14 protein-coding genes are annotated in these 17,057 nt (G+C 67.7%); 10 read left to right on the top strand and 4 right to left on the bottom strand.

All coding sequences use genetic code 11. The features are described 5' to 3' along the window. Window positions 1–246 precede the first annotated feature (246 nt). From JMF86_RS05525 to JMF86_RS05555, 7 genes are all read left to right on the top strand, one after another. Window positions 247–1,479 carry an aspartate aminotransferase family protein gene (locus tag JMF86_RS05525; protein ID WP_011694233.1) on the top strand — a complete coding sequence of 411 codons (1,233 nt, stop codon included), beginning with the start codon at window positions 247–249 and terminating at the stop codon, window positions 1,477–1,479. 30 nt (window positions 1,480–1,509) lie between these two features. After that, entirely contained in the window at window positions 1,510–2,577 is a 1,068-nt protein-coding gene (gene aruF / locus JMF86_RS05530) for an arginine/ornithine succinyltransferase subunit alpha (protein ID WP_011544986.1), read from the top strand. Next, window positions 2,574–3,605: an arginine N-succinyltransferase gene (gene astA / locus JMF86_RS05535; protein WP_011544987.1), complete on the top strand. Its 1,032-nt coding sequence runs from the start codon at window positions 2,574–2,576 to the stop codon at window positions 3,603–3,605. The genes aruF and astA overlap by 4 nt, the downstream gene beginning before the upstream one ends. A gap of 7 nt (window positions 3,606–3,612) precedes the next feature. Beyond that, entirely contained in the window at window positions 3,613–5,076 is a 1,464-nt protein-coding gene (astD, locus tag JMF86_RS05540; protein WP_011544988.1) for a succinylglutamate-semialdehyde dehydrogenase, read from the top strand. 14 nt (window positions 5,077–5,090) lie between these two features. After that, on the top strand, window positions 5,091–6,431 hold the full coding sequence (gene astB, locus JMF86_RS05545; protein WP_011544989.1) for an N-succinylarginine dihydrolase: 1,341 nt from the start codon (window positions 5,091–5,093) through the stop codon (window positions 6,429–6,431). A 7-nt stretch (window positions 6,432–6,438) separates the two neighbouring features. Continuing rightward, complete coding sequence (gene astE / locus JMF86_RS05550) at window positions 6,439–7,467, top strand: succinylglutamate desuccinylase (protein WP_011544990.1); 1,029 nt, start codon at window positions 6,439–6,441, stop codon at window positions 7,465–7,467. Window positions 7,468–7,822: 355 nt separating this feature from the next. Beyond that, the gene (locus JMF86_RS05555; protein ID WP_011544992.1) at window positions 7,823–8,617 is read left to right on the top strand and encodes an ABC transporter substrate-binding protein; all 795 of its coding nucleotides are present in this window, start codon (window positions 7,823–7,825) and stop codon (window positions 8,615–8,617) included. Window positions 8,618–8,716: 99 nt separating this feature from the next. On the opposite strand, the gene JMF86_RS05560 is transcribed toward JMF86_RS05555, so the two are convergent. After that, entirely contained in the window at window positions 8,717–10,240 is a 1,524-nt protein-coding gene (locus tag JMF86_RS05560; RefSeq protein ID WP_011544993.1) for an HDOD domain-containing protein, read from the bottom strand. A 27-nt stretch (window positions 10,241–10,267) separates the two neighbouring features. Next, window positions 10,268–12,010 (bottom strand): cyclic di-GMP phosphodiesterase CdpA, encoded by a 1,743-nt coding sequence (cdpA, locus tag JMF86_RS05565; protein ID WP_193759616.1) that lies wholly within the window; start codon window positions 12,008–12,010, stop codon window positions 10,268–10,270. 278 nt (window positions 12,011–12,288) lie between these two features. On the opposite strand from cdpA, the gene JMF86_RS05570 reads away from it, so the two are divergent. After that, window positions 12,289–12,837 (top strand): peroxiredoxin, encoded by a 549-nt coding sequence (locus JMF86_RS05570; RefSeq protein ID WP_011544995.1) that lies wholly within the window; start codon window positions 12,289–12,291, stop codon window positions 12,835–12,837. Between the two features lie 87 nt (window positions 12,838–12,924). On the opposite strand, the gene JMF86_RS05575 is transcribed toward JMF86_RS05570, so the two are convergent. Then, entirely contained in the window at window positions 12,925–13,554 is a 630-nt protein-coding gene (locus JMF86_RS05575) for an SDR family oxidoreductase (RefSeq protein WP_006476432.1), read from the bottom strand. Window positions 13,555–13,781: 227 nt separating this feature from the next. On the opposite strand from JMF86_RS05575, the gene JMF86_RS05580 reads away from it, so the two are divergent. Both JMF86_RS05580 and JMF86_RS05585 read left to right on the top strand, forming a co-directional pair. After that, on the top strand, window positions 13,782–14,834 hold the full coding sequence (locus JMF86_RS05580) for an RNA-guided endonuclease TnpB family protein (protein WP_041489291.1): 1,053 nt from the start codon (window positions 13,782–13,784) through the stop codon (window positions 14,832–14,834). Window positions 14,835–14,953: 119 nt separating this feature from the next. Then, window positions 14,954–16,450 carry an NYN domain-containing protein gene (locus tag JMF86_RS05585; RefSeq protein ID WP_011544997.1) on the top strand — a complete coding sequence of 499 codons (1,497 nt, stop codon included), beginning with the start codon at window positions 14,954–14,956 and terminating at the stop codon, window positions 16,448–16,450. Window positions 16,451–16,559: 109 nt separating this feature from the next. On the opposite strand, the gene JMF86_RS05590 is transcribed toward JMF86_RS05585, so the two are convergent. Then, window positions 16,560–16,943, bottom strand: coding sequence for a VOC family protein (locus tag JMF86_RS05590; protein ID WP_011544998.1), 384 nt, complete (start codon window positions 16,941–16,943; stop codon window positions 16,560–16,562). Window positions 16,944–17,057: the final 114 nt, after the last annotated feature.

The raw sequence follows: 17,057 nt of genomic DNA on the forward strand, positions 1-17,057 counted from the left end.
GCTGCCCCGCGCAGGGGCGACGCCAATAGACCGACACGATCACAGGTGCTTCACGACACCGGAAGCAAGCCACAGACAAGACAGGAAAAAGCCCCAAAATACCGACACGGCGTAGCCGCCCCCCGGCCCTAAAGGACAAAACCAAAACCTTCCGATAGAACCCGTCGCAATTCCGCAAGACGCTTGCGTCACCCTTACCTAAACTTGATCCTATTGAACCCTCTTACGAAACCGAAAGGAACGACCATGACGACCTCGACCGTGACCCGCCAGACATTCGACGAAGTGATGGTGCCGGTATTTTCTCCCGCCCCGTTCGTGCCGGATCGCGCAGAGGGCTCCCGCGTGTGGGACACGGCCGGCCGCGAGTACATCGATTTCGCGTGCGGCATCGCGGTCACGTCACTCGGCCACGGCCACCCGGAACTGCTGAAGGTGCTGGACGAACAAGGCCGCAAGCTCTGGCACATCGGCAACGGCTACACGAACGAACCGGTGCTGCGTCTCGCAAAGCGCCTGGAATCGCTGACCTTCGCCGATCGCGCGTTCTTCGCGAACTCGGGCGCGGAAGCGAACGAAGCCGCACTGAAGCTCGCACGCCGCGTCGCGTTCGACCGCCATGGCGCGGACAAATACGAAATCGTGTCGTTCGTGCAGTCGTTCCACGGCCGCACGTTCTTCACGGTCAGCGCCGGCGGTCAGCCGAAGTACTCGGAAGGCTTCGGCCCGGTGCCGGAAGGCATCAAGCACCTGCCGTTCAACGACATCGAAGCCGCGAAGGCCGCGATCGGCCCGAAAACCTGCGCCGTGATCGTCGAGCCGGTGCAAGGCGAAGGCGGCGTGATCCCGGCCGATCCGGCGTTCCTGAAGGCACTGCGCGAAGCGTGCGACGCCAACGGCGCACTGCTGATTTTCGATGAAGTGCAAACGGGCGTGGGCCGCACCGGCCAGTTCTACGCCTACATGGACACGGGCGTCACGCCGGACATCCTGACGACCGCGAAGGCGCTCGGCAACGGCTTCCCGATCGGTGCGATGCTGACGACGAACGAACTGGCCGCGCACTTCAAGGTCGGCGTGCACGGCACGACGTATGGCGGCAATCCGCTCGCATCGGCAATCGCGGACAAGGTCGTCGAACTGATCGGCGACCCGGCGCTGCTCGAAGGCGTGCGCGAACGCAGCGTGCGCCTGAAGGGCGCGCTGGAACGCATCAACGCACGCTTCGGCATCTTCAAGGACGTGCGCGGCAAGGGCCTGCTGGTCGGCGCGGAACTCACCGCCGCATTCGACGGCCGCGCGAAGGACTTCGTCACCGCGGCCGCCGAGAACGGCCTGATCATGCTGATCGCCGGCCCGAACGTGCTGCGCTTCGTCCCGTCGCTGGTGATCCCGTTCGACCTGCTCGACGAAGGCGTGAAGCGCTTCGAGAAAGCGGTCGAACAAGTGCTCGCGGCCCAGGAAGCCACCGCGCGCTGATCGGCGCGCCCATCGCAGACAGGAACGACGATGCTATTTGTTCGCCCCGGCAAACTCACGGATCTCGATGCGCTCGCGCACATGGCGCGCACCGCGCAGCCGGTCCTGCACTCGCTGCCGCACGACCGCGCGGCGCTCGAAGCGCGTGTGGCGCTCTCCGAGGATTCGTTTCGCGCGGACGTCGACTTCGCCGGCGAGGAGTTTTACCTCTTCGTGCTCGAGGATTCGTCGACCGGCAAGCTGCTCGGCACGGCGAGCATCGTGGCCGCGGCCGGCTACTCGGAGCCGTTCTACGCGTTCCGCAACGACGCGCTGATCCACGCGTCGCGCGAGCTGCACGTGAACCGCAAGATCCACGCGCTCACGATGTCGCACGAGCTGACCGGCAAGAGCCGGCTCGCGGGCTTCTACGTCGATCCGTCGCTGCGCGGCGACGCGGCCGCGCACCTGATCTCGCGCGCCCGGATGATGTACATCGCCGCGAACCGCCGCCGCTTCACGCCGGAAGTGTTCACGCTGCTGCTCGGCGTGAGCGACGGCAACGGCGCATCGCCGTTCTGGGAAGCGGTGGGCCGCAAGTTCTTCGGCCGTGACTTCACCGACGTCGACATCGCGTCGGGCGGCCGCAGCCGCACGTTCATCGCGGAAGTGATGCCGGCCTATCCGCTCTACGTGCCGCTGTTGCCCGAAGCCGCGCAGCGCGTGCTCGGCGAGCCGAACGAAACGGCGTTGCTCGCGTACGACATCCATCTCGAGGAAGGCTTCGAGCCCGACCGCTTCGTCGACATCTTCGACGCGGGCCCGGTGCTGACCGCGCAGGTCGACCGTACCGCGTGCGTGAAGCAGGCGTCGGAGCGCGTCGTGCGCGAGGCCGCGCACCAGCAGGGCGACGTCGCGTACATGGTGTCGACCGGCAGCGGCGAATCGTTCCGCTGCGTGCTGGCCGACCTGCCGGGCGACACGGCCGATGCGGGCGGCGCCGAGGCGCCGCTGGCCGGCGACGTGCGCGCGGCGCTCGACGTGAAGGACGGCGATGTCGTGCGCTGCGTGCCGCTGCACCGCCGCGACGAGGAAGATTTGAAGGGAGACGCAGCATGATCGTCGTTCGGGTCGTACAAACGGGCGACGTCGACGCGCTCGTGTCGCTCGCGCAGGAAACCGGGCCGGGCCTGACCACGTTCAAGCCCGACCGCGACGCGCTCGCCGCGCGCATCGAACGCTCGCGCCGCACGCTCGAAGGCCGGGCCGCGCCAGGCGAAGCCGGCTACTTCTTCGTGATGGAAGAATCGAAGACGGGCGACATCGCGGGCGTGTGCGGAATCGAAACGCAGGTCGGCCTCGAGCAGCCGTTCTACAACTACCGCGTGAGCACGGTCGTGCATGCGAGCCAGGAGCTCGGCGTGTGGACGCGGATGTCCGCGCTGAACATCTCGCACGACCTGACGGGCTACGCGGAAGTGTGCTCGCTGTTCCTGAGCCCGCGCTATCGCACGGGCGGCGTCGGCGGCCTGCTGTCGCGCTCGCGCTTCATGTTCATCGCGCAGTTCCGCGACCGCTTTCCGGAACGCATCTGCGCGGAACTGCGCGGCCACTTCGACGAGGACGGCACGTCGCCGTTCTGGCGCGCGGTCGGTTCGCACTTCTACCAGATCGACTTCAACGCGGCCGATTACCTCAGCTCGCACGGCCGCAAGTCGTTCCTCGCGGAACTGATGCCGCGCTATCCGGTGTACGTCGACCTGCTGCCGCAGGACGCGCAGGACGCGGTGGGCCTCACGCACCGCGACACGCTGCCGGCCCGCAAGATGCTCGAAGCGGAAGGGCTGCGCTACCAGAACCACGTCGACATCTTCGACGCGGGCCCGGTGCTCGAATGCCACGTCAACGACCTGCGCACGGTGCGCGAGAGCGTCGTCGTACCGGTCGCGATCGGCGTGCCCGACGCGCGGGACGACGCCCCCCGGTCGCTCGTGTCGAACACGTCGCTGGGCGATTTCCGCGTCGGCGTCGCGCCGGGCGTGGTCGCGAACGGCGCGTTCGTGCTGTCGGCCGACGATGCCGTCGCGCTCGACGTGAAGGCCGGCGATCCGGTCCGCGTACTGCCGCTCAAAGTCAAACAGGGATAAACGAATCATGACGGAACTCTTCATCGACGGCGCCTGGGTCGCAGGCTCGGGCCCCGTCTTCGCTTCGCGCAACCCCGGCACCGACGCCGTCGCCTGGCAGGGCGAGAGCGCGTCGGCGGCCGACGTCGACCGTGCGGTCGCGAGCGCACGTCGCGCGTTCGCCGGCTGGTCGGCGCTCGACTTCGAAGCGCGCTGCGAAATCGTCAAGCGCTTCGCCGCGTTGCTCACCGAGCGCAAGGAAGCGATCGCGACCGCGATCGGCCGCGAGACGGGCAAACCGCTGTGGGAAGCGCGCACCGAAGTCGCATCGATGGCCGCGAAGGTCGGCATCTCGATCCAGGCGTATCAGGAACGCACCGGCGAGAAGCGTCAGGACATGGCCGACGGCGTCGCGGTGCTGCGTCACCGCCCGCACGGCGTCGTCGCGGTGTTCGGCCCGTACAACTTCCCCGGCCACTTGCCGAACGGTCATATCGTGCCGGCGCTGATCGCCGGCAACACGGTCGTGTTCAAGCCGTCGGAGCTTGCGCCGGGCGTCGCGCGCGCGACGGTCGAGGTGTGGCAGGAAGCCGGGTTGCCGGCCGGCGTGCTGAACCTCGTGCAGGGCGAGAAGGACACCGGCATCGCGCTCGCGAACCATCGGCAGATCGACGGGCTGTTCTTCACCGGCAGTTCCGATACGGGCACGCTGCTGCACAAGCAGTTCGGCGGCCGTCCGGAGATCGTGCTCGCGCTCGAGATGGGCGGCAACAACCCGCTCGTGATCGGCGAAGTCGAGGACATCGACGCGGCCGTGCATCACACGATCCAGTCGGCGTTCCTGTCGGCCGGCCAGCGCTGCACGTGCGCGCGCCGCATCTTCGTGCCGCAGGGCGCGTTCGGCGACCGCTTCCTCGCGCGCTTCGCAGACGTCACGTCGAAGATCACCGCCGACGTGTTCGACGCCGATCCGCAGCCGTTCATGGGCGCGGTGATCTCGGCACGCGCGGCCGCGAAGCTGGTCGATGCGCAGGCGCGCCTGGTCGAGCAGGGCGCGAAGCCGATCGTCGCGATGGCGCAGCGCGATCCGCGCCTCGGCTTCGTGAATGCGGCGATCGTCGACGTGACGGGCGTCGCGAACCTGCCCGACGAAGAGCATTTCGGCCCGCTCGCGCAGGTCGTCCGCTACGCGACGTTCGATGAGGCGATCGAGCGCGCGAACGACACGGCGTTCGGCCTGTCCGCCGGCCTCTTGGCCGACGACGCGAAGGTGTGGGAGCACTTCCGCCGCACGATCCGCGCCGGGATCGTCAACTGGAACCGGCCGACCAATGGCGCATCGTCCGCCGCGCCGTTCGGCGGCACGGGCCGCTCGGGCAACCATCGCCCGAGCGCGTACTACGCGGCCGACTATTGCGCGTACCCGATGGCGTCGGTGGAAAGCACGCAACTGACTTTGCCCGCGAGCCTGTCGCCGGGCCTGCATTTCTGATCGAGGGAACGACGATGAACGCACAAGAAGCCAATTTCGACGGGCTCGTCGGCCCGACCCACAACTACGCCGGGCTGTCGTTCGGCAACGTGGCGTCGCTCAACAACGAGAAGTCGGCCGCGAACCCGAAGGCCGCCGCGAAGCAGGGGCTGCGCAAGATGAAGCAGCTCGCGGATCTCGGTTTCGCGCAAGGCGTGCTGCCGCCGCAGGAGCGGCCGTCGCTGCGCCTGTTGCGCGAGCTCGGCTTCTCCGGCAAGGACGCGGACGTGATCGCGAAGGCCGCGAAGCAGGCGCCCGAATTGCTCGCCGCGGCGAGCTCGGCGTCGGCGATGTGGACCGCGAACGCGGCCACCGTCAGCCCGTCGGCGGATACCAGCGACGGCCGCGTGCACTTCACGCCGGCGAACCTGTGCAGCAAGCTGCATCGCGCGATCGAGCACGAAGCGACGCGCCGCACGCTGTCGACGCTGTTCGCGGACCCCACGCACTTCGCGGTGCACGAAGCGCTGACCGGCACGCCGGCGCTCGGCGACGAAGGCGCGGCGAACCATACGCGCTTCTGCGCGGAATACGGCAAGCCGGGCATCGAATTCTTCGTGTACGGCCGCGCCGAATACCGTCGCGGCCCCGAGCCGAAGCGCTTCCCGGCACGTCAGACCTTCGAGGCGAGCCGCGCGGTCGCGCATCGCCACGGGCTCGCAGAGGAAGCGACGGTGTACGCGCAGCAGGACCCGGACGTGATCGACGCGGGCGTGTTCCACAACGACGTGATCTCGGTCGGCAACCGCGACACGCTGTTCACGCACGAACGCGCGTTCGTCAACAAGCAGGCGATCTACGACACGCTGACCGCCGCGCTCGACGCGCGCGGTGCGCGCCTGAACGTGATCGAGGTGCCCGACGCGGCGGTGAGCGTGAACGACGCGGTGACGTCCTACCTGTTCAACAGCCAGCTGTTGTCGCGCGCGGATGGTTCGCAGGTGCTCGTCGTGCCGCAGGAATGCCGCGAGAACGCGCGGGTCGCCGCCTATCTCGACCAGCTGGCGGCCGGCAACGGCCCGATTCACGACGTGCTCGTGTTCGACCTGCGCGAAAGCATGAAGAATGGCGGCGGCCCGGCGTGCCTGCGCCTGCGCGTCGTGCTGAACGACGCCGAGCGCGCGGCCGTCACGTCGAACGTGTGGATCAACGACACGCTGTTCGCGTCGCTCGACGCGTGGATCGACAAGCACTATCGTGACCGCCTCGCACCGGAAGACCTCGCCGATCCGGCGCTGCTCGACGAGTCGCGTACGGCGCTCGACGAGCTTACGCAGATCCTGCGCGTCGGTTCGCTGTATGACTTCCAGCGCTGAGGCACGGATGCCGGCCGCCGCGTTGCTCGACGATTTTCTGGCGTTCACGCTCGCTGGTGACGCGCCGGCCGAACGGGACGGCGCCTGCGCGGGCGGCGCGGTGCGCTGGCAATGGCTCGGCGACGGGCTGCTCGCGTTCGAACCGGCGGCGACCGACGCCGCGGCGCGCGCGAGCGTGCTCGTGTCGGCCGGCGTGCATGGCGACGAGACCGCGCCGATCGAGCTGCTGTCGATGCTCGCGCGCGACCTCGTGGCGGGTGCGCTGCCGCTCGCGTGCCGGCTGCTCGTCGTGCTCGGCAACGTGCCGGCGATGCGCGCGGGCGAACGCTATCTCGACGATGACCTGAACCGCCTGTTCAGCGGCCGTCACGCGCAGGTGCCCGCGAGTCGCGAAGCGCCGCGCGCCGCGCAGCTCGAAGCGGCGGCATCCGCGTTCTTCGGGGCGGCGCCGGCGGGCAGCGCACGCTGGCATATCGACATGCACACGGCGATTCGCGCATCGGTGTTCGAACAGTTCGCGCTGCTGCCGCACACGGGCACGCCGCCCACGCGCGCGATGGTCGAATGGCTCGGCGATGCACGCATCGCGGCCGTGCTGCTGCATACGGCGAAGGGCAACACGTATTCGCATTTCACGGCCGAGCATTGCGGCGCGCTCGCGTGCACGCTGGAGCTCGGCAAGGTGCGTCCGTTCGGCCAGAACGACCTGACGCGCTTCGCGCCGGCCGACCGCGCGGTGCGCAAGCTCGTGTCGGGTGGGCGGGCGGAAGGCGGCGCCACGTTGCCGCGCGTGTTCACCGTCATCGACCAGATCACGAAGCAGAGCGACGCGCTCGAGCTGTTCGTCGCGGCCGACGTCGCGAACTTCACCGCGTTCACGCGCGGCACCGTGCTCGCGCAGGACGGCGACTACCGCTACACGGTGAAGCACGACGAGGAACGCATCGTGTTTCCGAACCCGACCGTGAAGCCCGGCCTGCGCGCGGGCCTGCTCGTCGTCGATACGACGCGCGACACGCTGGCCGCACTCGTCTGATCAGGGTGCGATCGTGCGGGCTGCGGCGACTCGCAGTCCGCGCATCGTCTCGCGGTCTATTCATTTTTTGCGATAACACCCGCCCGCCGCACGGCCGGCGCACGCGCCACGCTTGCGTATTTGCGACACCGTCTTGCGAGTTCGACGGGGCGCGTGGCGGCTCCCGGACGCGCAGCGCAGCATTGCATATCGGTGGCCGCTTTGCCATATCGGGTCGCGCGGATTGGTACAATCGCGGCCTTGCGGCTGTTGCGCCGCATCACGGCGCGGCATCGGCATTGTCGGTGTCATCCGACCCTGCAATGATGCATGCGCCCGTAGTTCCGGAACATTCGAGTATCGAGGAGAACACCTGATGAAGTTGGATTGGCGTAAAGTGGCCGCGCATGCGGTGGTGGCGGCATCGGCGATGGCGGCAGGCAGCGCGTTTGCCGCGGATCTGAAGGAGATCCGGTTCGGCGTCGAGGCCTCGTACGCACCGTTCGAATACAAGACGCCCGACGGCAAGCTGACCGGCTTCGACATCGACATCGGCAACGCGGTGTGCGCGAAGCTGAAGACCAAGTGCGTGTGGGTCGAGAACGACTTCGACGGCCTGATCCCGGCGCTGCAGGCGCGCAAGTTCGACGCGATCAACTCGGACATGACGATCACCGAGCAGCGCAAGCACGCGATCGCATTCACCGATCCGATCTACACGATTCCGAACCAGCTGATCGCGAAGCAGGGCAGCGGCCTGCTGCCGACCCCGCAATCGCTGAAGGGCAAGCGCGTCGGCGTGCTGCAGGGCACGATCCAGGAAGCGTATGCAAAGAAGAAGTGGGCGCCGGCCGGTGTTGAAGTCGTGCCGTACCAGACGCAGGATCTGGCGTACGCCGACCTGAAGTCGGGCCGTCTCGACGCGACCTTCCAGGATTCGGAAGCCGGCTCGAAGGGCTTCCTGACGAAGCCACAAGGCCAGGGCTTCGCGTTCGCGGGCGGCACGGTCAGCGACACCGAGATCCTCGGCTCGGGCGTCGGCTTCGGCCTGCGCAAGAACGACGCGGCACTGAAGACCGCGCTCGATCAGGCGCTGAAGGAACTGAAGGCCGACGGCACGATCGACAACCTCGCGAAGAAGTACTTCAGCGTGCCCGTCACGCTCAAGTAAGCGCATCGCTCGAGCGCACGCTGTTGTAAAGAAAACCCGGCCGCTGATGCGGCCGGGTTTTTCTTTTGGGGAGCGAAAACGCCGGACGCGCGCCGGCCGTCAGCCTGGCTGCGCGGGAAAGAACCGCCCCAGCTCGCGCGCGAGTTCGTTGAGCACGGCCATCTCCTGCTGCGAGATCTTGCGTGCGGGTTGCGCGCCGGCCCAGTCGCCGTACAGCAGCGCGACGCTCGTCGTGCCGACGCGCACGGGCAGCAGCACGAATGCGCGCGTGTCGTCGAACGCATCGAGATACCACGCGGGCAGGCGCTTCATCATCTTCGGCTCCTGCGCCTGCTCGATGAAGATGCCGACCGAGTTCGAGATCGCGAGATGAAACACGTCCGGCTCGAAGCGTTCGTCGAAGCGCAGCCGGTCGAGCGCCGTGTCGACGCCGGGGCCGAAGCCCAGGCGCGCGGCGAACGTACCGTCGTCGTGACGCACGAACATCACGGTGCGCGTGAACGCGAGGCCGGCCAGCAGGCTTTCCGACGCGAGCGCGAGCACCGGCGTCAGCACGTGCTCGGACGGCAGCGCGCGCAGGTCGGCCAGACCGGCTTCGAGGCAGGCCTCGGGCGCGGCCTGCGCGCGTGCGATCGCATCGGCGTTCGCGCGCAGCTCGACGATCTCGCGCATCACGGTGTCGCTCGCTTCCTCGCGCGCGAGCCGTTCGGCGATCTCGACGAGCGCGTCGGATTCCATGTCGAGCTCCGCGCCGTAGTGCTGCGCGAGCGCCGCGATGCGCGCGTCGCGCTGCGGGCTCGCGGGCATGACGAGCGCGCCGGCGACGTCGGTCGAGCAGCGGCTCACCGCGCGCAGCCAGCGGATGCGGTCGGCCGGGCCGCGATCGGCCGGGCCGTCGTCTGCCGCCGGGCCCGCGTGGCGGGCGTCGCCGTCGTCGTCGAACGCGTCGGCGTGCGCCGCGTGATCTCCGTTGGCCATCCCCGCGCGGATCACGTCGGGCAGCCGCCAGCGCGCGGCGGCTTCGAGACCGATCTCGTCGAAGCCGACGCCGAGCACGTCGACGCAGGCGGCCGATTCGTCGCCGTTCAACTCGGCCGCGCGGCGGCGGATGTGATCCCATTCGTTGTCGAGATAGCAGACCACCAGCAGCTTGCCGACCTGGCGCATCAGCGTGCAGACGACGGCTTCCTCGCCCGAGCGCAGTTCGGCGCGCTCGGTGAGCTTGCGCGCGACGCAGCCGGACAGCAGCGCGCGGTTCAGCGCCAGCTTCGCGTCGATGCGCCGCGGCGTGCTCTGATGGAAATGGTCGACGAGCTTCAACCCGACGACGAGATGGCCGACGGCGTCCATGCCGAGCACCATCAGTGCGCGGGTCACGGTGGTGATGTTGCCGCCGAACGCCATGTACATCGCGGAGTTCGCGAGCCGCAGCACTTTCTGCGTGAGCGCGAAGTCCGACAGCACGACGCGCACGAGCGCGGTGAAGTCGAGGTCGTCGTTCTTCATCGCGGCCATCGTCGCGCGCAGCGATTCCGACAGCAGCGGGAAATCGCCCCGTTCGTTCATCCGGGCCCACAGCTTGTCGAGCAGCGCGGTGCGGGGCAGGTATTCGGTGGTTGACATACGGATCTGTTCGGTTCGCCGCGCGCGTCAGGCGGCGGCGTGCAGGTGCAGCTGCTGCGCCTCGAAGCGCCGCGCGAGCTCCTCGGACGGCAGCGCCTGGCAGACGAGCCAGCCCTGGATGTGATTGCAGCCCATCTCCGACAGCAGCGCGCGCTGCGCCTCGGTCTCGACGCCTTCGGCAACGAGCTCGAGATCCAGTGTCTGCGCGAGGCCGACCACCGCGGACACGATCGCGCGGTCGTTGCGCGACGTCAGCAGGTTCTCGACGAAACTGCGGTCGATCTTCAGCTTCGCGAGCGGGAAACGCTGCAGATAGGCGAGGCTCGAATAGCCGGTGCCGAAATCGTCGATCGCGAAGCGGATGCCGAGACCGGTCAGTTCCTCGAGCAGGATTTTCGCGTGCGCGGGATCGTGCATCAGCAGGCTTTCGGTGATTTCGAGCACGATGCGGCGCGGGTCGATGCCGGTCAGCGCGATCGCCTCGCGCACGCTCTGCGTGAAGCGCGGGTCGCGGAACTGCTGCGGCGACACGTTGACCGCCACGTATTGCAGCGCGAGCCCCTGGCCGTCCCACGCGACGAGCTGCATGCACGCGGCCTTGAGCACCCAGTTGCCGAGGTAGTTGATCAGGCCGATCGATTCGGCGAGCGGGATGAAGGTGGCCGGCGGCACGAGGCCGTGCACCGGATGGCGCCAGCGGATCAGTGCCTCGACGCCGACCACCGCGCCCGACTGGCTGCGCGTGATCGGCTGGAAATGGAGCGAAAACTCGCCGTTGCGCACGCCGTCGTACAGATCCGCCTCGAGCTTGAGCCGTTCGGCGTCGGCCGGATCGTCGACGGGCGCATGGAACGCGAGCGCGTTGCCGCCCGATGCCTTCGCCTGCGCGAGCGCGTGGTCGGCGCGGCGCAGCAGCGGGCTGTGATGCTGCGCCCGGTGCGGTGCGGCACGTTCGTCGGGATAGAGCGCGATGCCGATGCTCGCGGACAGGTGCACGGTCTGCCCCTGGAATACATAGGGCTCGCGCACCGCGGCCTGCAGCCGGCGCGCGAGCGCATCGGCGGCATGGCTCGCCTGCGCGCGGTCCGCTGCGCCCAGCACGACCGCGAACTTGTCGCTCGCGACGCGCGCGAGCCGCTCGTTCGGCGTGACGAGCGCCTTCAGCCGCTGTGCGGTCTCGCGCAGCAGCATGTCACCGGCGTCGTAGCCGAGCGCGCGGTTGATCCGCTGGTAGTCGTCGAGGTCGAGCAGCAGCAGCGCCGCGCAGGTGCCGCTCTCGTCGGCCGTCTGCTGCGCGGCCATCAGCGCCGGCACGAGCGCGGACAGGTTGTCGAGCCCCGTCATCGGGTCGTGGTGCATTTCGTACGTCAGGCGAGCCTCGAGCGCGCGCCACGACGACACGTCGAACGCCGCGATCGCGAAGCCGTCGACGCCGTGGTGGCGGCTCTTGAACGCGCGGATCTCGACGTCCAGCGGGTAGGTGAGCGACTTGACGATGCACATCGTCGCCTTCTCGACCTGGCCGGAACGGGCGGCGCGTGCAAGCAGGCCTTCGAGCGCCGGGGTATCCTGTTCGGCGATCAGGTCGCGCAGCGTCAGCGTATGCAGATAGTCGCGGTGGTAGCCGATGAAGCGCAGGCTGGCGTCGGACACGTACAGAAAGCGCAGCTCGCGGTCGACGTGGGCGAGGAAATCCACCGTGCCGACCGTCTGTTCCAGCCAGTTGCGCACGGAGTCGTCGCGGCGCGGCGCGACGGCGCGCGCGGGCATCAGCGCGCCGCCCGACCGAGCGAAGCGTCGCAGCGTATGCAAGGCGCTGCGCCAGGAGCCCTTGCGTGACGTCTGTTTCCTGTTGGCTTCCATGTTTCTCGCTGACGTGAAGGGCTGGAACCGGTTGTCCGGAAGGAATAACGGCAGACTGTCAGAAATCTTTAACGGGCCGGCCGCAGGCGGCGCTGCCGCGGTCCGGATCAACGAGGCAGGCGTTCGACAGGCGAACACCTGAATGGCCTGCATCGAGGCCGACTTTATAAGAAATGAGGACGCAGATGAAGCGAAAACTGTTGCTGGGCGCCATGGCGGCGCTGGTGGCCGGCCATGCGCTGCTGGCGCAGGCGGAACTGAGGCCGGGCGCCGCGGCGCCCGATTTCACGACGCAGGCGTCGCTGGGCGGCAAGACTTACACGTACTCGCTCGCGGACGCACTGAAGCAGGGGCCGGTCGTGCTGTATTTCTATCCGGCGGCGTTCACGAAGGGCTGCACGATCGAGGCGCATGCGTTCGCGGACGCGGTCGACCGTTACAAGGCTTACGGCGCGACGGTGATCGGCGTGTCGGCCGACAACATCGACACGCTGACGAAGTTCTCGGTGAGCGAGTGCCGCAGCAAGTTCCCGGTGGCGGCCGACCCGGACGCGAAGATCATCCGCGAATACGACGCGAAGCTGCCGGCGCTCGACCGGGCCAACCGCGTGTCCTATGTGATTTCGCCGGAAGGGAAGGTTCTCTACGAATACACGAGCCTGTCGCCCGACAAGCACGTCGAGAACACGCTCGCCGCCGTGAAGGCGTGGGCCGACGCGCATCCGAAGCAGTAAGCGGCTGCCCCGCACGTGAAAACGGCCCGTCGTGCGGGCCGCGGGCACGGGCATGCGCCGCCCTTCCGGGAGGCGCGCGACGGGCCGTTACGCGCGCAATGCCTGTTCGATCGGCACGCTGCCGCCGACGAAGCCGACGATCTTGCGCGAGATGCCGAGCTTGATCGCCTCGATCGCGGCCCATGCAACATCCTGGCGCGAGACGGGCGGCGCGGGCTCGAGCCACCGGTCGGTCAGCGCGATCTTGCCGACGCCCGGATCGTCCGTGAGCGGGCCCGGGCGCAGGATCACATAGTCGACGCCCGACGCGATCACGCGCTCGTCGCCTTCGCGCTTCATCTGCGAATAGTGGTGCAGCGCGTCCGGGCCCTGCTCGGGCCGGTACGCGGACAGCGAGCTGACCACCACGAGCTTCTGCGTGTTGTAGGCCAGCGCGTAGTCGGCCGCGCGGGCGACCGCGTCGCGGTCGACCTGCTCCTCTTCGGTCGCACCGTCCGATTCCGCCGAGCCTGCCGTGTAGATCACGTGCGTGATGCCCTGGAACGCGTGCGAGAAATCGTTCGTCAGATCGGCCTCGACGACCCGTGCGCCCGCCAGCGCATAGCCGTGCCGGCGCACGAGCGCCGTGACCTCGAACTCCGGCTGCTTCAGCAGCAGATCCGCGCAGGCCTGGCCCGTCCGGCCGGTCGCGCCAATCAGCAGTACCTTCGTCGTCATGAAACCGCTCCTTGCTCGATGCGTCATCCATCCAGATAGGGACGGACGACCGATAACTCAAGTGTAATGTCGAATCGACCCGGCGGCGGGGGTGTAATAAGGGGCGTACCGGCATCGGGCGTACCGGCGTTCATTCATCAGTTGCTCCGAGAAACCCCGTCCTTCAGGACGGGGAGGAAAGGAGCGCCGCTGTTTGACAGCGGCATTCCACCGTTAAAATGGCCGGCATGATCCTTGTCTATCGCTACCGGGTGAAATCGCTCAACGGACTGCTCAACAAGCAGAGCCGTGCGGTGAACTACGTCTGGAACTTCTGCAACGACACGCAGAAGCACGCGCTCAAGTGGGGCAAGAAGTGGCCGACGGGATTCGACCTGAACGTGCTGACGACTGGCAGCAGCAAGGAACTCGGTATTCACTCCGGCACGGTCAACGCGACGTGCGAGCAATACGCGAAGTCGCGCAGCCAGCACCGTCGGCCCTACCTGCGCTATCGCGGCAGGAAATCGCTGGGCTGGTTGCCGCTGAAGGGGCGTGACCTGAAGCGCGAAGGCGACGCGTTCCGTTTCGCGGGCAACACCTTTCGCGTGTTCAACAGCCGACCGCTTCCCGAAGGCAAGATCAAGGACGGGACCAACTTCGCGCAGGATGCACGCGGCAACTGGTTTCTCAACATCGTGATCGAGATGCCCGATGTGCAGGCCCGCCCGATCCGTTCCGGCGTCGGCATCGATCTCGGCCTGAAAGACTTCACCACACTTTCGACCGGCGAGAAGCTGCCCAATGACCAGTTTGGCCGGCGCGCGGCTGAAAGGTTGGCGAAGGCGCAGCGTGCGCACAAGCACAAGCGGCATATCGCGAAGCTGCACGCCAAGGTCGCGAATGCGCGTGCCGATTTCCAACACAAGCTCGCGCTCGATCTGGTGCGGCGCTTCGATTACATCGCGGTTGGCAACGTATCTGCCGTCAAACTTGCCAGAACCAGGATGGCAAAGAGCGTCTACGACGCATCCTGGTCGTCCTTCCGAAACAAGCTCCGCTACAAGGCGATCGCGCACGGGGCCACGTTCGAGGAAGTCGACGAAAGCGGTTCGACCCAGTCCTGTTCGGCGTGCGGATCGAAAGACAGCACGACGCGGCCGAAAGGTATCGCGGGACTGAGAATAAGAGAGTGGGTCTGCAGTGACTGTGGTGTCTTGCATGATCGAGATACCAACGCTGCGCTGAACATTCTCCGATGCGGACGTGCATCGCCAGGTGTGGGAACCCTCTCCCTTTAGGGAGAGGAGGACGTCAATCACACGGATGCGGGAATGACGCGCCGACCGGCTATCATGTGCGCGATGCATTTTTCGCCGCTACGTGTGAATAACGCGGCGGCCCACCGGTTGGAGTACACATGGCATTACCCCTGGACAACGTCAGCATGGCCGTGTTCTGCGACTTCGAGAACGTCGCGCTCGGCGTGCGCGATGCGAAGTACGAGAAATTCGACATCAAGCCCGTGCTGGAGCGCCTGCTGCTGAAAGGCAGCATCGTCGTGAAGAAGGCCTATTGCGACTGGGATCGCTACAAGGGCTTCAAGGCGTCGATGCACGAGGCGAGCTTCGAGCTGATCGAGATCCCGCACGTGCGCCAGTCGGGCAAGAATTCGGCCGACATCCGGCTCGTCGTCGACGCGCTCGACCTCTGCTACACGAAGTCGCACGTCGATACGTTCGTGATCATCAGCGGCGATTCGGATTTCTCGCCGCTCGTGTCGAAGCTGCGCGAGAACGCGAAGAAGGTGATCGGCGTCGGCGTGAAGAAATCGACGTCGGATCTGCTGGTCGCGAACTGCGACGAATTCATCTTCTACGACGACCTGGTGCGCGAGCAGCAGCGTGCGCTCGCGAAGCGCGAACAGCAGCAGCGCGCGGGCAACGGCGGCGCGAAGCGGCCGGACGAGCCGTCGCGCAAGCACGACATGGAAGCGCGCAAGGCCGAGGCGATCGCGCTGGCGGTCGAGACGTTCGACGCGCTCGCGTCGGAGCGCGACGACGTCGGCAAGATCTGGGCGTCGGTGCTCAAGAGCGCGATCAAGCGCCGCAAGCCGGATTTCAACGAGTCGTACTACGGGTTCCGCGCGTTCGGCAACCTGCTCGACGAGGCGCAGGCGCGCGGGCTGCTCGAAGTGGGGCGCGACGACAAGTCGGGCGCGTTCGTGTCGCGGGCTCGCCAGTCGGCCGCAGCCGAGCACGTTGCCGCAGGGGGTGAAGGCGGCGCGGCGCACCACGGCGGCCACCACGGTACGCGCGCGGCGGAGGCGGTGCCGGCCGGCCGCGAGGCGCGCCGTCGCGGGCAGCGCGCGCAAGCCGTCGTCCACGAAAGTGTGCAGGTCGAGGCGGATGACGCGGAAGACGCGGAGTTTGCCGAGCTCGCCGATGCGACGCCGGCCGAAACACCCGACGCACCCGACACGCCCGACGTGGCCGAAGCGCATGGCGACGCGAAGGATGGCCGCAAGCGTGCGCGCAAGAGCGCGGCGAAGAAGACCGGCGCGAAGAAAGGCGCCGCCGCGAAGGGCGCCGATCGCTCCGCCGGCGGCAAGCCGGACGCCGCTGCGCAGGGCGATGCGGCGCACGGTGGCGATGCGCACGCGCCCGGCCAGCGTGGGGACGAGTCGCATCGCGACGCAGCGCATGACGAGCGGCACGCGGTGGCGCCAGCCGAACCGGCGCCTCGCGCTTCCGGCGCTCGGGACGAGGCAGTGCAATCGTCGCACGACGTGGCGCCGCTCGACGCGACGCCCGAAGGCGCTGCCGAAGCGCCGGCCGCCGCCAAGCCGAAGAAACCGGCCCGCAAGGCGGCACCGCGTGCGCGCCGTCCGCGCAAGACGACGGCTGCCGCCGAGTAACCGGGTAACGGTAGCTGGCAGTTGGCGACAGTCTGACGATCGGCCGGGTCTCGTCCGCAACCGGGCGACACCCGCGCCATCCGGGCCGGCGCAATGCCGGCCTGCCGCGCTACCCGTTCAGCCCATACGGCTGAGTCATCACTTCGAGGAAGTGACCGTCCGGATCGTCGAAGTACACGCCGCGTCCGTCGTTGTGGCGGTAGATGTCGCCGGGTTGCCGCTTCGCCGGATCGGCCCAGTGCGGCAGCCCGCGTTCGCGAATGCGCGCGAGCACGCGATCGAAGCCGGCTTCGTCGATCAGGAACGCGTAATGCTGCGACCGGATCTCGCCCGCCTGTTCGTAAAAATCGAGCGACACACCATTGTCGAGCGCGACGACCAGCATCGCGCCGAACGGCGTCGGCGGCGGCAATTCCAGCAGTTCGGTGAGAAAGCGGCTCGACGCATGCTTGTCGCGGCACCAGACGATCGTGTGGTTGAGCTGGACGTTCATGGCGGGTTCCCGTGCGGCGGGGCGGCGGTGGGCATGGACACACGATAGCCGATTGCGGCTGGCAATCAAGCCCGGCAATCAAGCGCAAAAGAAAGCGCAAAAGACGGCCGCCGA

The organism is Burkholderia sp. E168m15, assembly GCF_016586105.1.
GTDB classification, from domain to species: Bacteria; Pseudomonadota; Gammaproteobacteria; order Burkholderiales; family Burkholderiaceae; genus Burkholderia; species Burkholderia orbicola.

Bases quoted from the DNA above. Each gene is read 5' to 3' on its own strand.
- JMF86_RS05525 (WP_011694233.1), top strand. From the start codon at position 247: ATGACGACCTCGACCGTGACCCGCCAGACATTCGACGAAGTGATGGTG.
- aruF (WP_011544986.1), top strand. From the start codon at position 1,510: ATGCTATTTGTTCGCCCCGGCAAACTCACGGATCTCGATGCGCTCGCG.
- astA (WP_011544987.1), top strand. From the start codon at position 2,574: ATGATCGTCGTTCGGGTCGTACAAACGGGCGACGTCGACGCGCTCGTG.
- astD (WP_011544988.1), top strand. From the start codon at position 3,613: ATGACGGAACTCTTCATCGACGGCGCCTGGGTCGCAGGCTCGGGCCCC.
- astB (WP_011544989.1), top strand. From the start codon at position 5,091: ATGAACGCACAAGAAGCCAATTTCGACGGGCTCGTCGGCCCGACCCAC.
- astE (WP_011544990.1), top strand. From the start codon at position 6,439: ATGCCGGCCGCCGCGTTGCTCGACGATTTTCTGGCGTTCACGCTCGCT.
- JMF86_RS05555 (WP_011544992.1), top strand. From the start codon at position 7,823: ATGAAGTTGGATTGGCGTAAAGTGGCCGCGCATGCGGTGGTGGCGGCA.
- JMF86_RS05560 (WP_011544993.1), bottom strand. From the start codon at position 10,240: ATGTCAACCACCGAATACCTGCCCCGCACCGCGCTGCTCGACAAGCTG.
- cdpA (WP_193759616.1), bottom strand. From the start codon at position 12,010: ATGCCCGCGCGCGCCGTCGCGCCGCGCCGCGACGACTCCGTGCGCAAC.
- JMF86_RS05570 (WP_011544995.1), top strand. From the start codon at position 12,289: ATGAAGCGAAAACTGTTGCTGGGCGCCATGGCGGCGCTGGTGGCCGGC.
- JMF86_RS05575 (WP_006476432.1), bottom strand. From the start codon at position 13,554: ATGACGACGAAGGTACTGCTGATTGGCGCGACCGGCCGGACGGGCCAG.
- JMF86_RS05580 (WP_041489291.1), top strand. From the start codon at position 13,782: ATGATCCTTGTCTATCGCTACCGGGTGAAATCGCTCAACGGACTGCTC.
- JMF86_RS05585 (WP_011544997.1), top strand. From the start codon at position 14,954: ATGGCATTACCCCTGGACAACGTCAGCATGGCCGTGTTCTGCGACTTC.
- JMF86_RS05590 (WP_011544998.1), bottom strand. From the start codon at position 16,943: ATGAACGTCCAGCTCAACCACACGATCGTCTGGTGCCGCGACAAGCAT.